The sequence below is a fragment of the Pseudomonas sp. GV071 genome (assembly GCF_003050835.1).
Taxonomy (GTDB): Bacteria; Pseudomonadota; Gammaproteobacteria; order Pseudomonadales; family Pseudomonadaceae; genus Aquipseudomonas.
Map to the genome: position 1 here is coordinate 57,600 of NZ_QAOJ01000013.1, position 14,337 is coordinate 71,936.

Here is a 14,337-nt window from a genome sequence, read left to right on the forward strand (position 1 = left end):
GCTGATCCGGATTGCACCTCGGCTGATGTTTTTCCACCTGTCGTGGTTCTTACCGCCAAGCTCGCTTAGCTGCTTGGGGCCAATCTGTTTGATCAATTGAAGAGCTCTATCTCTCACTGCATCCATTTATCAAAAAATCAATAGGCGTAAAATTTACTCCAGGTGAATATTGGCGTAATATTCACTCCAAGCGTAAATATTACGCTTTCTGGAGGGCTCTTATTAGCTCCCAAAAAATTGAAGCTTTGGGCCGGATTATAGGGGTAATTGCATGGAACAGTCTGGGGTAGTGGGGTTCAACGCAGAGGGAAATGCACAGCGCGTCACTGACTTCCGTGATTCGCCTTTTTGCTCCCAGCTGGTTTTCGCCGAAATGATCGGTTTGGAAGAGGTTAGCCCAGACGTAGTGCGCGGTTGGGTCGAGTCCCACGCCATACCTACCGTCAAAATCGGCCGCCGCCGCGTCATTAACCTGCACCGCATCCGCCGCGATATCGACCGTGGCAAAACCATCTTCTGCTCAGGGGATTACGCCGATGACTAACTCCGTCGAGCTGCTGCCCCCAGAGTTGCAAAGTGCGTTGCTGCAACTGGTGCACGCCCAAGACTTTTACGACCTCTGCGTTGTCGAGCCTTCAAACCGCGAAACCGGCGCGCTCCGTGACGCCAAGGTTCAGCTGCGCGAAGCCGCCTATGACGTGGTGGCAATCCTGCGAGGTGAGCAATGACCCATGCACAAGTATCTGCATCTGCCGCACTCCGTGGACTGTGGCTGCTCTGTCTGCTGGTCAAAGGCCGCGATGGTGAGCGTCGCTTCCTCCCCATCCACACGATGCGAGCACTGCCGCCCCGCATCAGCACACCCGACACGCCCCTTAAAGATGGGCCTGGTAGCTGGCGTGTGGCGAGTCTTGCTATCGGAGTGGGAAGTAACGCCGGCCTTTACCTGCGAGAAACATTCGCCACCGCTCCGGCCCCCGAAGTACTGGCACGTTGTGTACGACACCGGCAAGCCAACGCCCTACGTGCCCCGGTACGACCTGTTCGAGCTGGAGAGCTGAACTGATGGCCATGAACGAATGGGCGCTGCTTGGCGTGGTGCTCAACCTGCCGTTGTTGGCCTACCTGCTTATTCGCTGGTGGTTCAACAACCGCTTTACCTATGTGGGGCCTAGCCCCCAACCGAATGCTCCGTTGGTCGACCGGCATAAACATCAATCGCCGCCCGTGTCCGGGGCTGGCCCGCCAGACGCGGGCACGGGTGGCGAAACGGGATAACAAGGGCATGGCCCTTGGTTTTAAAGCTTCAAGCGGCCACGTAGGCCGGTAACCAAAACCCCAGCAATCCGATTCACCCCAGCGGCTTTGAAATTTCAAAGTTCATCCGCTCGGGATCGCTCGGCCTGCTGAAAGGCAAAACCGCGCAATAACGCGCAACTAAGCGAGGAAACAACGATGGCTCGTTCGACTATGGAAGTGGCATTTCTCGGCACTCAGCGCTTCGACGGTGAAGGCGGCACCAAGTACATCAAAGTGTTTTACGGCGATGAGCCGGACGGCAAAACCGAACACGGCCTGTCGATTATCGGCATGGCGGCTGACGACAACGTGGCCGATGAAATCTTCGCCGCCGGTGCTCACTTCTCGCCCCTGGAACTGGTGCGCATCACCTTCGACGTGGCCCGTGGTGGGCAGAACAAGGGCAAAAATCTCGCCCTGCACATTGAGTCGGTCAAGCCCCGCGCTGCCACTCAAACCGCCCAACAAACCCCAAGCAAACCCACTGCCGAAGCGCCCAAGGCGTAACGGCTAACCGGGAGGGTTTGCCATGTATCGCTATCTGTTCATCGCTGCGCTTGGGGCCATTGGCGGCTACCTGTGGGGCCTCTCTGACGGCCTCGCCATTGCCGATTCGGTGATCGCCCAGGTGCAAGCGTTCGGCGGCCTTCCCCTGGTGGGTAACTACTGATGGTCGTTGCTGTTCAGGTTTGCATGGAGTGGGTCACCAACGCTGATGCCTCTATCAGCTGCTCCCAACTTGGATGGCAACAGGCCTACCTGATTCCGCCTGAGGCCGCTGGCTATGTAGACATTCTGGTCTCGGGTGGATTTTCGGCAGAAGCCTTCGCCATTGGTTTTGGCGGTGTGCTCCTGACGTTCGTAATCGGGCTATCCGGTGGATGGATAGCCTCAATCCTTCGACGTATGAGGTAAGAAACCATGAAACAACTGCAACTGCGTAACAAGTTCTCCGCTCTGGGTCTGGCTGCTGGTTTGGCTGTGTTCTCTGCTGGTCAGGCGATGGCTGCTGCTATCCCAATCGAGATCACCGGCATTCAGGATCAAATCACCGCAGGCGGTACTTCCGCTGGCACCGTCGCTGGTTATGTCGCACTCGCCCTGGCTGTACTCGCGTGTGCTGGCGTGATCTTCGGCATGTTGCGCAAGGCGTAACCCGTGCTCTGGTCAGTGTGGCTCGGCGCATTCGTGGCCGGGGCCTTCATCACCGGTTACCGCTGCGGCGAGTTCTTCTGATCTGGAGGGAAAAGGGGCCGAAAGGCTCCTTTTTTATTGCATGCGATCTTTCATATTTTTACTGCTTCTAGCCTTTGGGCCCCCGGCTCTTGCAGTCGACTATTACTGGCAGTCAAACACGGTTTCAGGTGGTGTATTCCCCGATAGGGCTTCAGCCTGTGAGGCTAGTAGGGTCGCCTATGCCGCTGGGTCCACCAACTTCACATTTACGATCAAATCGATCACCCGCGTTAATGACACCACTTATACCTGTGTCATTGATCGAGTTCGTAAGTCAGACGGTCAAGTCACCAATCCGACTTCAACCCTTTTTCGCCTTGGTACATCTTGCCCCGCCGGTGGGTTGTACAACCCAGACACTGGCGGCTGCGATATTCCTCCCTGCCCAGTAGGGCAGATCCGCGACACCATGACTGGGTTCTGTGTCCCGGCACCGTCTGAATGCAAATCCAAGATCGGTCAAAGCCACAGCATGTGGCTGCACTCATTCGACTTTGAAATGTGCGTTTCTGGCTGCGCCTTGGCCATCACCAGCGCTCAGCCCGTAAAGCGCCTGGTCGACGAGGGTGTCGACTACGACGTGCAAGGCGAATACACCGGCGAAACCTGCACGGCAAACACGCCGATCGACGCAACCTGCGGCGACAACTGCCAAATGTCGCCGCCTACCGAGTCGTCCACCGATACCGAGTGCACCGCCACGGTGACCGATGCGGAAGGTCGTCAGCAGTCCAACTGCCAGACCACCGACATCATGAAAGACAACCAAGCCTGTGCAGCCAAAGGGGGTGCCGTTGGTGAAATCAACGGCATGCTTACGTGCGTACAGGCCAACAAAGGCCCCAAGGCCACGCAGTCCACAAAGGAGGTCAAACAAACCACCGAGGCAACGCCAGATGGTGGGATGAAGACCACGACAGAAACCACCACGACCACCAAAAACTGCATCGGCATTAAAGCGTGCTCGACCACCAGCACCACCGTGACCAACGTCAGCAACACCAACTCAAACGGCACCAAGGGCAGTGAGTCTTCCAGCTGCAAAGGCGATAACTGCGGCTCCGGCGGTAAGGAGTCAACCACCCCTGGTGAGTCGGAAGAGAAGGAAGAAGAAGGCGTTGCCGGCCCGACCAAGTCCCTGGTGAAAATCGACTCCGTGGGCTTTGGCCAAACCGGTAAAGAGTGGGAAGACAAGATTGCTGCCGGCCGCCAGCAACTGGATGGCCTGATTGATCAATATTCAAACCTCTTCTCGGGTGCCTTCGATCTGAACATCGGCACCGGTGGCGGCGCGTTGCCTTGCTACAAAATTCCGGTCAACGCCCTAAAGATCAACACCACCCTCGATTTCTGCCCCGCCAAGTTTGAAGACCAACTCATCTACCTCAAATACATCCTCCTAGCCTGCGCCACGATCCTGGCCGGCTTCTTCATTCTGAGGGACTAACTCATGGAATGGCTCAGTGGTGCGCTCGACCAAGTTTTTACCTTCTTCCAGTACGTGTGGGATTTCCTAACCACCGGCATCTACACGCTGATCAAAGAGACCATGGTGATTCTCACCAAGGCGGCTTTGTACTCGTTTATTCAGATGCAGATTTTTGCCCTTGAGGTCGCGTTCGAAGCGGCTCAGGACATCGTCAACAGCATCGGCATTACCCAGCAGATAAAGCAGATGTATTCAGGGCTTCCGGCTGAGGTGCTGTCCGGTCTGTCCTTCTTCGGCATCCCGCAGGCGCTAAACATTCTGTTCTCCGGGCTCTCTACCCGGTTCGTTCTGCGCTTCGTACCGTTCATAGGGCGCTGACCATGGCCATCAAAATTCACCATGGCCCCAACGGCTCCTACAAGACTTCCGGCGCTATCCAAGACGATGCTGTACGCGCCTTAAAGGCCGGTCGGCTGATCATCACCAACATACGTGGCTTCACCCTGGAAAGGGTCCTGCAGGTGATGCCGGAGCTGCCCGAATCGGTCGACATCATCAACCTCGACCTCGAGGTTCGGGCCGACATGGAAAAGATGCGTTCGTGGTTCCAATGGGCACCGCGGGGCGCGTTCATCATCTTCGACGAAACCCAGCTGGTGTTCCCCAAGGCGTGGCGGGAAAAGGACCTGGCTCAGTTCGATTTCCCTGGTGGGAGTGAAGCGGCGGCCGCTGCCGATCGGCCGATGGATTGGCTCGACGGCTGGACCCGTCACCGACACTGGAACTGGGACGTTGTTCTGACCACGCCGAACATCAGCTACATCCGCGACGACATCCGCATGACCAGCGAGATGGCCTACAAGCATTCCAACCTCGCCGTGATCGGCATATCCGGCCGCTACAAGGAGGCCCAGCATGACGCCCAGCTCAACCGTGCCCCCGCTGAAGGCACCATCATTGAATACAAGCGAATCAAGCCCGACACCTTCAAGCTCTACCAGTCCACCGCCACCGGGGTCTCCCAAGACACCACGGCCGGGAAAAGCTTTTGGCGCCAACCTAAATTACTTTTTCTCCTGGCATTTATTGCCGCTGTTTTTGTCGCTGTATTTTCTCTTGGCGGCGTCGATTTCGGCCCTGCTAACGCCCATAAAGAAACACCTGCTCCCGCCGCTGTTAAAGCTGCTCCGCCTGGTCCTGCGCCTGCTCAAAATATTGGTGACGTGGCTGCTGATGTACTGCCTGTTTCTTTGGGTGGCCGCCAAGCTGCTGCACCACCTGTTGAGCTAAACCACCCATTCGCACCACGTAGCTTTGTTATCCGGGCCATCCTCGAAACCAAGACCGAACCGCTCGGCTTGGTCGATGTGGTGGATGAAAGCGGGGCGGTGCTCAGGCAATCGCTCAAGGATCTGGCCAAGCTGGGGTATCAGGTCAGAGTCCGCTCACCGTGCCTGGTGGATATCTCGCACCCGCTGGGCTTCAAGGGCCAAGCCACGTGCCCTGGCATCGCGCCGCAGGTCAACCAACGTGGCCAGCGCGTCGAAATGGCGGGCATCAACGCTGCGCCGACCATCACCCAGCCAACCACTCAGAACACCCCGCCAGAGGCTCAAACGGGCACGCGTGTTGTGGGCATCCCGTACACCCCTGCACCAAGAACATTGCTCGATTGAGGGCTAGCCAGGCGGCGAGCGCGCGGCTCGGTACAGAGCAAGCGAGCCGCCAGGTGACGTCCCTGTAACACGTCATACAAAACGAACTGAACGACCAGACTAAACCAGAGTAATTGGAAAAAATGGCCAAGATAAAAGACTTCACACGCATCAACTTGCTGACCGGTTTGGTCGATTCGGCAAGCCGTCTTTTTGTCGACCCAGAGCAGATGGGTTTCGTGGATCTGGCAGACGTTCGCCTGCTCCGATGTGGTGTCGATACCGTGCGCCAGTTGTACAAAGGCATGATCCGTCCGGAAATCATGGCCCTGTTTGAAACCCCTGGTGCCATTGTCGATTTCGCTGGTCACCGTTGGCATTCCGGCAGGGTAGGGAAGGACTCTGGTTACCAGTACAAGCTCCAGAATGCTGACCTCGGCATCATCCTATTGGTGAAGAACTTCAACGCCAAAATCGACAGCATTGGCCCACACCTGAAAATCGAAGTCTCGCCCCACGCCATCGACAACTTGTCGCCTGCGCGCCTGCAAGCGCGGCTCGACTTCTACGCTGACGCTGTGCTCTCCCACTTGGAAATCAACCAATGCGCCGTGCACCTGGCGCTAGATCTACAGGGCTGGGTTCCACCGCAGGATCTGGTGGCACGCATGCACTGCCGGGCTCGTACCCATCGTGATATCTCGGGTATCAATGAACTGCACTGGCACATGAAATCCAGCGTCTACGGGCGTGGTGAAACCTCGATGTTTGGCTCGGCCAACGGCGTGCAACTCTGCCTCTACAACAAAACCGAGCAAGCCCGAGCCACTGACAAACTGGACTACTGGGAAAGCGTGTGGCGTCGCCGTGACTCGTTCGATCACGACGACCCCAACAACTACAACCCAGAGCAAGACGTCTGGCGCATCGAGCTGCGGTATCACCATTCCATCATCCAGCAGTTTGCGAGTGGATCTACTGATCTGGCTACCGGCAACACTATCGACACCCGGTCGTTTGAGGCGTTTTCCTCCCATCTGGACGGCCTGTGGCGGTACGGCTTGGCCCAGTTCAAGCTGCTGGCCCGCCCGGGTTATTTCATGCCCATCTGGTCGCTTATTCGCGATGACGTGAAGGTCGAAATTGAGGCCGATTCGCTGCTCGACGAGACCGACTACAAACGCTATTACAAGACCAGCAGAGGCTTTAGCGGTAAGAACGTGGAGCTTTTCCTGGGCAACTTCGTCAGCTTGCTGGCAAGGGAAAAGGTGGGCGCAAAAAAGGCGTTTGAGACGCTCACGCAATGGGATTGCTGGGCAGTCATCCGCGATCATTACGCCGCTAAGGACATGACTGAACACGACCTCTACAAGCACATCAAAGCCCTTCTTGAAGAGCGCAGTGTTCGGTGGGGAAGGGCTGTATGACGGTTCGCAAGGATGGCAAAACGTGGACCGCTGATTTCTATGAGGATGGTCGGTCCGGGCGTCGGGTCCGCAAGAAAGGGTTCGCTACGAAGTCTGCTGCGCAGCGGTATGAGGCCGACTACTTCAACACCCTGAACCAGACCGGACGGCCCCTGGATGATCGCCTTTTAGATCTGGTGCAGGTTTGGTATGACCTTCACGGGTGCTCGCTTAAAGACGAAAAAGCGCGACTTGCTCGTACTCAGGCTGTCGTCGAACGTTTGGGGAATCCTAGGGCTTCGCAGTTCGACTCGTTGGCCTGGGCCAGGTACAGGCAAGCCCGCCTCAAAGACGTTTCTCCGCACACGGTTAACCATGAACAGCGCTACCTGTCGGCGGTGTTTTCCGAGCTAATTCGCCTTGGTGCATGGATTGGCACCAACCCACTAGCCAACATCCGGCAGATCAAGACCGACCAAACGGAGCTGTCGTTTCTCACCCTGGAGCAAGTCGGCCAATTGCTGAGTGAGTGCCGCAAATCGACCAATAACCACACGTACCCGGTTGCCCTGATTTGCCTGGCTGCTGGCGCTCGCTGGGATGAGGCGGAAAGCCTGACACGCTCGGCCATCTACGGCGGGAAGGTGCATTTTCACCGCACCAAGAATGGTAAGTCTCGCTCGGTGCCGATCCCGCCAGAGGTTGAGGCGGAAGCGTTTAAGGTGGGGATGCCTGGGGGAGGGCGGTTGTTCATGTCCTGCCGTGCTGCCTTCCGTGGTGCCTATGAGCGCTGCGGCTTCAACACGCCAGGCCAGCTGACCCACATCCTGCGGCACACCTTCGCCAGCCATTACATGATGGGCGGCGGTGACATTCTCAGCCTTCAGCGGATCTTGGGGCATTCGTCGATCGCGATGACCATGCGCTATGCCCACTTGTCACCTGATCACCTTGAGTCGGCGCTAAGGTTTTCACCGTTGGCACAGTCAGGTTTTTCTAGAGCTTCCATTACCTGATTGAATAATTCCTGGCCTTCTGCTGAGGCGAAGTACTCAGCAAGCCGCCGTCTACTTTTGTCGATTCTGTCTGCGATTGCTTCGATATGCAGCACTGACCTTTTGGCCTCAGCATTTAGGCTATCAAGGAAAGTTTTCGCCGCTAAACAGTCGTCTTCGCTTTGAAGCTTATAGTGGTCACGGAAATGATGGATCAGTAGATTTCTCTTTGCGACCAAGTCTGTAAGGTCGTTCTTTATCTGCTCGACTTCACTTGCGTCGGCTCCGACGCTGAAACGAGTGGTAAATCTCATGGTAGTGGCTGGCGTTAGTGGTCGTTCCTGCTTGGCCTCGTGTTCATAGGCCTTGTCCACCAACTGACCGACAAGGCCGCCCAACGTCATTTTAGAAAACTTTTCTGTCTGCTCTTCGATGGTGGGGCCATCGCTCGAGAACTCAAAATGAGGCAATACGCGCTTGAGCCTTCGCTCGTAGAGCTGAAGGTTAAGCATGCATTTCCCGATCAGAACGAAAACATCGTTTCGAACTTGATCAAGGGCGCTGTTTGTTTGCTCGATCATCCGTTATCCAGCCAGTTGGTATTTGCGGGAAGTCTAAACGGGGATTCGATGGAATTCGAGGGAGGGGAGAAGGCGTAGACAGTCTGTAGTCTGTTTGTAGTCTGGACCCAGAAACAACAAAGGCCTACCCGAAGGTAAGCCTTTGTTTTGTTTGGTGGCTACACAGGGACTTGAACCCCGGACCCCAGCATTATGAAAAAGCGCCGCTTCCCCTTGTGGGATGTGGAGGCGAGGTAATCAGCAGCGCGCCCAGGAAATGCGCGTGACCATTAGGAGGATGAGTTGTGAGCGAAATTTATACAATTGACCCGCCGTTGAGCGAGGCTCAGGAGTTAGCGGTAAGTAAGCTTTCTTCGTCAGATGTAAACGAAATTGATAATGGGCTTTTAGAAAACGTTATAGAAAGCTGGCGCAAGAATGCAATGGTTGTGGGGCTAACCATGATCAAGACACAAGGCCGATTCAATGACATTCCAGATGTCTACTACTCGCAGCGACTGGTAAGTCTTTTTGAGCAAGGACGGATTGAGGCGCAAGGGGACTTGCTGAAAATTGGGCGCGGTGAGGTAAGGCGTTTACCGCGTACCTGATCCTGACGAGGTTTGCTCGGAGGCTGTGCGGTCGCAGGTGTCGCGAAGCTGCTAGCTTCCGCTGTAGACAAGCTGTAGTCACTTTGTAGTCACTACCCAGAAACAACAAAGGCCTACCCGAAGGTAAGCCTTTGTTTTGTTTGGTGGCTACACAGGGACTTGAACCCCGGACCCCAGCATTATGAATGCTATGCTCTAACCAACTGAGCTATGTAGCCAAGTGGCGCGCATTATTCTTGGCTCGGGCTTGGCTGTCAAGCTTAAATTCCTTCCTTTTTTCACGCACGATCAAGCGCTTAGGTATTTAGTGGGTGTCGCTCTGGGCGACGCCGTTGGGCTGCATGAGCGGGTTTTGGGTGAGTTGCTCAAGGGCCAGGGGTTTGGCGAAGAAGTAGCCTTGTGCTTGGCCGGCGCCGATCTCGCGCAGCAGTTGCAGGGTGGCTTCGTCTTCGACGCCTTCGGCCACTACCGACAGTCCCAATGATTCGGCCATGCGCACGATGGCGCGCACGATGGCGCGGCTGCGTGAGCTGGTGGTGAGTTCGAAGATGAAGGATTTGTCGATCTTCAGGCCACTGAATTGGTACTGGTGCACGTAGCTCAGGGATGAAAAGCCGGAGCCGAAGTCGTCGAGTACCACGCTCATCCCTTGGTCGGAGAGCTGCTGCATGGTCCGTTGCGCTTGTGCGGGTTCGGCCACCAGGGCGCCTTCGGTGAGTTCCAGGCAGATGCGCGCCGGGGCGATCTGGTGGCGGGCCAGCAGGGCCAGGACTTCTTCGGCGAATTCCGGGCGGGTGATGCTGTAGCTGGAGCAGTTGACGTGCACCGGTGGCCAGTTGGCGTGTTCGGGCTGGGCGAGTATTTCCGCGACGCCGTTGAGCATGTACAGGTCGAGCCGGCCGATCAGGCGCAGGCCTTCCAGGGCCGGCAGGAAGTAGCCGGGGGCGAGCACGCTGCCGTCTGGTTGGTGCCAGCGAATCAATGCTTCCAGGGCCACCAGTTCGCCGCTCCGTACGTTGACGATGGGCTGGAAGTAGGGAATCAGTTCGTCGCTGCGCTTCAGGGCGTTGCGCAGGGCGCCTTCGCGTTCCATCTGGTCGGAGACTTCGCGGCGCAGTTCCTGGTTGAACACGGCAAAGCTGTCGCGGCCGGCGTTTTTTACCCGGTACATGGCAGTGTCGGCGTCGCGCAGCAGGTCGGCGGGTTCCTGGTGGAACTGTTGGTCGGCGCTGACGATGCCGATGCTGCATGACGAAAACAGGGTGTGGCCGTCGATGGCGAAGGGCACATCGAATTCGGTGAGGATGCGTTCGGCAATGCCGATGGCCACTTCCAGCGGGGCGCCGGGGGCGAGCACGGCGAATTCGTCACCGCCCAGGCGCGCCAGCAGGTCGCTGCCGCGCAGGCAGGCGCGCAGGCGGGCGGCGGCTTCGGTGAGCAGCAGGTCGCCGAAGTGGTGGCCGAGGCTGTCGTTGATCAGTTTGAAACGGTCGAGGTCGATGAACATCACCACCAGTTGCTTGCCGTGGTCGTGGAAGTCGTTCCAGGCCAGGTTCAGGCGGTGTTGCAGGTGGCTGCGGTTGGGCAGGCCGGTCAGCGCGTCGTGGGTGTTCTCGTGCTGCAGTTTGGCGTTGGCGTAGTCCAGTTCGCGGGTGCGGCTTTGCACCCTTTCTTCAAGCTGCAGGTTGGCGGCCTGCACCGCTTCGGCGGCGTTGCGGCGGGAGAAGGCGGTGTCGATGTGCCGTGATACGAAGGTCAGCAAGTCCTGGTCGCGCAGGCTGTAGCGCACGTTGGGTTCGTAGCTTTGTACTACCAGCACGCCGCGCACGTCGTTGTCGGCGAACAGTGGAATGCCCAGCCAGGATTGCGAGCGCACCGGTTCTTTGGTCCGTTCGATCTCGCCGATGTCCATCAGTCGCGAAGCTTCGTCGTAGTCGATCAGGCAGGGGCGGCGCTGGCGAATCACGTATTCGGTCAGGCCTCGGCGGCCGCGGCGCGAGGGCGGTGGGTCGCTGCGTTGTTCGTCGACGAAGTAGGGGAAACTCACTTCGTCGGTCTGCCGGTCGAACTGGGCGATATAGAAGTTGAGGGCGAACAGCAGCTCGCCGACGATGCTGTGCAGGCCGCGGAACAGGTCGACCATTTCCCCCGGCTGGCTGGACAGTTCGGTGATCTGGAACAGGGCGCTTTGCAGGTGTTCGGCGCGTTCGCGGTCGGCCACTTCCTGGCGCAGGGTGTGGTTCAGTTCGGACAGTTGCAGGGTACGGCGCGACACCGTTTCTTCAAGGTCGGCGCGGTGCAGGATACGGTCCAGCGCCATGGCCACGTGGCGCACCACCACCAGAAACAGGGCGCGGTCTTCGGAGCTGTAGACCCGCGACTTTTCGTACACCTGCATGGCGAGCATGCCGAAGACTTCGTCGGAGGCGTTCTTCAGCGGCGCCCCCATCCAGAATTCCGGTTTGTGCCCCACGCAGAAAAACCGCCCCGCGGCTTCGGCGGCATAAATGCCTGCTGCGTCGATCAGCAGTGGTTGGCCGCTGGTGAGCACCATGCCGGTAAGGGACAGGTGGTCCGGGTTCAGGTACTCGTAGGTCTCGGCTTCCAGCGCCTCGGTGTCGATGATGTCGACGTAGTAGGGGTAGGTGATCTTGCGGGTGTCGCAGTCGTACAGCGCCAGGTAGAAGTTTTCCGCGTCGATCAGGCTGGCCAGTTGCTGGTGCACGCCCATTAGAAATTCGGAGCGCTCGCGGGTGGAGGTGGCCAAGTAGGTGATTTCGTACAGCACCCGTTGGGTCAGTTGCGCCCGCGCCAGGGTTACGGCCTGGGTGTGCAGGGCCAACTGTTGGGCCAGTTCGCCCAGAGCACGGTTGTCGTCGTCGCTGCAGTGCTGGGGAGCGAGGAGCCAACCCAGAACGTGCTCACCGCTGCCAGTGGCCCAGCGTTTCAACTGGCGGCTCTGGCAGAGGCGGTCGAGTTGCTCTGCCGCCATATGGGCTGGCCATTCGGCGTTGGCTTCGCCCTGGCCGCTGAGGTGCAAGTGATCGTTCACCCGGTACCAGGCCCACTCATGCGTCTGCGGCCATTGGCTGGCCGCCTCGAGCAGGGTGTCGATGGCGTTGGCAAACGCCGCCGCGTGCGGCGAGCCGTGGGGCAGGGTGGACGAATTCATTGGCGCTCCAAGCCAGATACTGACTGGGCCCCATCTTCGGGCCATACGCCGGGGCTGGCAAGCCGCTTGTCGGCATGGCGCTGTGCCGTCGGCCGCGCCATAGACCAAACGAAAGGATGCAGGAGCAGTATTTTTTATTTCCAAAAATGGAATAGATGGGTAAGTGCAGCTAGTGTCGATGAGTCGATGGCGAGATGAGGCACCCGCTGATCTGCCGGTAGTACGGTTCTTAGAATTCTTGGTCTTGGCAAATGGACGCCGAGCCAAAGTTGGCGTCGAGTGCAGGCCTGGTCTGCGCTGGCGCGGGAACTGACTGCAGGAGGGGGCTTCAGTTTGGAATAGGCAGAATGTAGAAGGAATTGCAGCGCTTATGGATGTTTTATTCGTCACGCCAGACTCGTCAGCCAAGGCCTATCAGGGGCTGGCGGATGTGTACTCAGCAATAGAGCCGCCCACCTGGTCTCTGCTTTTAGCGGAGTCGTGCCGCAGCCTGGGTTTTGCCACGGCGATTCTCGATTGCGATGCCCAGCGCCTTAGCCTGGAGCAGTCGGTGTTGCGCATCGAAGAGTATCGGGCGCGTCTTGTGGTCTTTGTGGTCTACGGGCAGAACCCCAATTCCGGCACCACTAGCATGATCGGCGCGCTGGAGCTGGCGAGTGCGCTGAAGGAGCAGTCGCCGCTCTTCAAGATCTGCTTTGTTGGCTCACACGTCAGTGCCTTGCCTCGCGAGGTATTGGCGCATGGCTGTGTCGATATCGTGTTGCTCAACGAGGGTGTGTACGCCCTGCATTCCCTGCTCAGAAGCAACCTGGGCGATGACCTCAGCTCAATAAAAGGCATCGGTTACAAGCAATCGGGCCCGGCCAACTTCAGCATGCCGATGCTCAATCCACCGGAGCGCCTGGTGCCTCAGGAACGGATGGACATCGATCTGCCGGGCTATGCCTGGGATCTGCTGCCCTACAAAGAACGCCCGCTGGATCTGTACCGCGCGCACTTCTGGCACGCCGGCTTCGATCACGGCAACCGCACTCCCTTTGCGGCGATCTACACCTCGCTGGGCTGCAACTTCGGCTGCAACTTTTGCATGATCAATATCCTCAACCGCACCGATAACTCCGATGACGTCGATGCCGCGAGCTTTCGTGGCATGCGCTTCTGGAGCCCGGCGTGGGTGATGCGCGAAATGGAAAAACTGGCGCGTCTGGGCGTGCATACCCTGCGCATCAGCGATGAGATGTTTTTCCTCAATCGCAAGTTCTACCAGCCGATTCTCGATCAGGTCATCGAGCGCGAATTCAATTTCAATATGTGGACCTACTCGCGCGTCGACACGGTTCGTCGCGATGCCCTGGAGACGTTCAAAAAAGCCGGGGTGAATTGGCTGGCGCTGGGTGTCGAGGCAGGCAACCAGATGGTTCGTCAGGAGGTATCCAAAGGTTCATTCAAAGAGGTGAACATCCGCGAGGTGTGCGATGGCATTCGCGACACCGGCATCAACGTCATCAGCAATTTCATTTTCGGCTTTCCCGACGACACGCTGGAAACCATGCAGCAAACCCTCGATTTGGCCATCGAGCTGAATTGTGAAATGACCAATATGTACCCTTGCCAGGCACTGCCCGGCAGCCCCATGCACAGGGCCGCACGGGAAAACGGCTGGAAGTTGCCGTCCCGCTATGAGGGTTTTGCGTTTTTGTCGTACGAGTGTGAGCCACTGCCTACCAAGTATTTGTCAGCCGCTCAGGTGTTGAAATTTCGCGATGAAGCCTGGCAGCAGTACTTCACCAATCCGCTGTATTTGGATCTGGTCCAGGAAAAGTTCGGCCTTGTGCAGCGCCAGAACATCGAAGCGATGACGCGCATAAAGCTCCGCCGCCAACTGCTTGGGGACTAGCCGGTGATATTGACTCGCACGCCGTACCGCATCTCTTTTTTTGGCGGGGGCACTGACTACCCCGGCTGGTATCGCAA

The 14,337-nt window shown here is 57.7% G+C and carries 16 protein-coding genes and 1 tRNA gene; 14 read left to right on the forward strand and 3 right to left on the reverse strand.

Features of this window, described 5'->3' with window-relative positions; genetic code table 11:
• Positions 1-271 precede the first annotated feature (271 nt).
• The 12 genes from C8K61_RS22025 to C8K61_RS22080 all read left to right on the forward strand — a co-directional run bounded on the left by C8K61_RS22025 (position 272) and on the right by C8K61_RS22080 (position 8,041).
• Positions 272-544, forward strand: coding sequence for a helix-turn-helix domain-containing protein (locus C8K61_RS22025; protein ID WP_108098449.1), 273 nt, complete (start codon positions 272-274; stop codon positions 542-544).
• A complete protein-coding gene (locus C8K61_RS22030) occupies positions 537-728 on the forward strand; it encodes a hypothetical protein (RefSeq protein ID WP_108098450.1) in 192 nt (63 codons plus the stop codon). Before C8K61_RS22025 ends, C8K61_RS22030 begins: the two co-directional genes overlap by 8 nt.
• A 3-nt stretch (positions 729-731) precedes the next feature.
• Entirely contained in the window at positions 732-1,061 is a 330-nt protein-coding gene (locus tag C8K61_RS22035) for a DUF5447 family protein (protein ID WP_108098451.1), read from the forward strand.
• A 4-nt stretch (positions 1,062-1,065) separates the two neighbouring features.
• Positions 1,066-1,278 carry a hypothetical protein gene (locus C8K61_RS22040; RefSeq protein ID WP_108098452.1) on the forward strand — a complete coding sequence of 71 codons (213 nt, stop codon included), beginning with the start codon at positions 1,066-1,068 and terminating at the stop codon, positions 1,276-1,278.
• Positions 1,279-1,455: 177 nt separating this feature from the next.
• Entirely contained in the window at positions 1,456-1,806 is a 351-nt protein-coding gene (locus C8K61_RS22045; protein WP_108098453.1) for a hypothetical protein, read from the forward strand.
• A gap of 22 nt (positions 1,807-1,828) precedes the next feature.
• Complete coding sequence (locus C8K61_RS26770) at positions 1,829-1,969, forward strand: hypothetical protein (protein ID WP_156684114.1); 141 nt, start codon at positions 1,829-1,831, stop codon at positions 1,967-1,969.
• 251 nt (positions 1,970-2,220) lie between these two features.
• Entirely contained in the window at positions 2,221-2,454 is a 234-nt protein-coding gene (locus tag C8K61_RS22055) for a major capsid protein (RefSeq protein WP_108098455.1), read from the forward strand.
• Between the two features lie 601 nt (positions 2,455-3,055).
• A complete protein-coding gene (locus C8K61_RS22060) occupies positions 3,056-3,982 on the forward strand; it encodes a hypothetical protein (protein WP_146174328.1) in 927 nt (308 codons plus the stop codon).
• A 3-nt stretch (positions 3,983-3,985) separates the two neighbouring features.
• Positions 3,986-4,342 carry a DUF2523 family protein gene (locus C8K61_RS22065; RefSeq protein ID WP_108098457.1) on the forward strand — a complete coding sequence of 119 codons (357 nt, stop codon included), beginning with the start codon at positions 3,986-3,988 and terminating at the stop codon, positions 4,340-4,342.
• 2 nt (positions 4,343-4,344) lie between these two features.
• Positions 4,345-5,640, forward strand: coding sequence for a zonular occludens toxin domain-containing protein (locus tag C8K61_RS22070; RefSeq protein WP_108098458.1), 1,296 nt, complete (start codon positions 4,345-4,347; stop codon positions 5,638-5,640).
• A 122-nt stretch (positions 5,641-5,762) separates the two neighbouring features.
• On the forward strand, positions 5,763-7,046 hold the full coding sequence (locus C8K61_RS22075) for a hypothetical protein (protein ID WP_108098459.1): 1,284 nt from the start codon (positions 5,763-5,765) through the stop codon (positions 7,044-7,046).
• Positions 7,043-8,041, forward strand: a complete 999-nt coding sequence (locus C8K61_RS22080; protein ID WP_108098460.1) for a tyrosine-type recombinase/integrase — start codon at positions 7,043-7,045, stop codon at positions 8,039-8,041. Before C8K61_RS22075 ends, C8K61_RS22080 begins: the two co-directional genes overlap by 4 nt.
• On the opposite strand, the gene C8K61_RS26700 is transcribed toward C8K61_RS22080, so the two are convergent.
• The gene (locus C8K61_RS26700) at positions 7,972-8,601 is read right to left on the reverse strand and encodes a hypothetical protein (RefSeq protein ID WP_146174329.1); all 630 of its coding nucleotides are present in this window, start codon (positions 8,599-8,601) and stop codon (positions 7,972-7,974) included. The two genes, C8K61_RS22080 and C8K61_RS26700, sit on opposite strands and share 70 nt — an antisense overlap.
• A 284-nt stretch (positions 8,602-8,885) precedes the next feature.
• Between C8K61_RS26700 and C8K61_RS22090 the strand changes: the two genes are divergently transcribed.
• Positions 8,886-9,191 (forward strand): DUF3658 domain-containing protein, encoded by a 306-nt coding sequence (locus tag C8K61_RS22090; protein WP_108098462.1) that lies wholly within the window; start codon positions 8,886-8,888, stop codon positions 9,189-9,191.
• A gap of 141 nt (positions 9,192-9,332) precedes the next feature.
• On the opposite strand, the gene C8K61_RS22095 is transcribed toward C8K61_RS22090, so the two are convergent.
• A tRNA-Met gene (locus C8K61_RS22095) sits at positions 9,333-9,409 on the reverse strand.
• A gap of 86 nt (positions 9,410-9,495) precedes the next feature.
• On the reverse strand, positions 9,496-12,363 hold the full coding sequence (locus C8K61_RS22100; protein WP_256589518.1) for an EAL domain-containing protein: 2,868 nt from the start codon (positions 12,361-12,363) through the stop codon (positions 9,496-9,498).
• 370 nt (positions 12,364-12,733) lie between these two features.
• Here C8K61_RS22100 and C8K61_RS22105 point away from each other — a divergent pair, with 370 nt between their 5' ends.
• Complete coding sequence (locus tag C8K61_RS22105) at positions 12,734-14,260, forward strand: B12-binding domain-containing radical SAM protein (RefSeq protein WP_108098464.1); 1,527 nt, start codon at positions 12,734-12,736, stop codon at positions 14,258-14,260.
• The last annotated feature ends 77 nt before the right edge of the window (positions 14,261-14,337 follow it).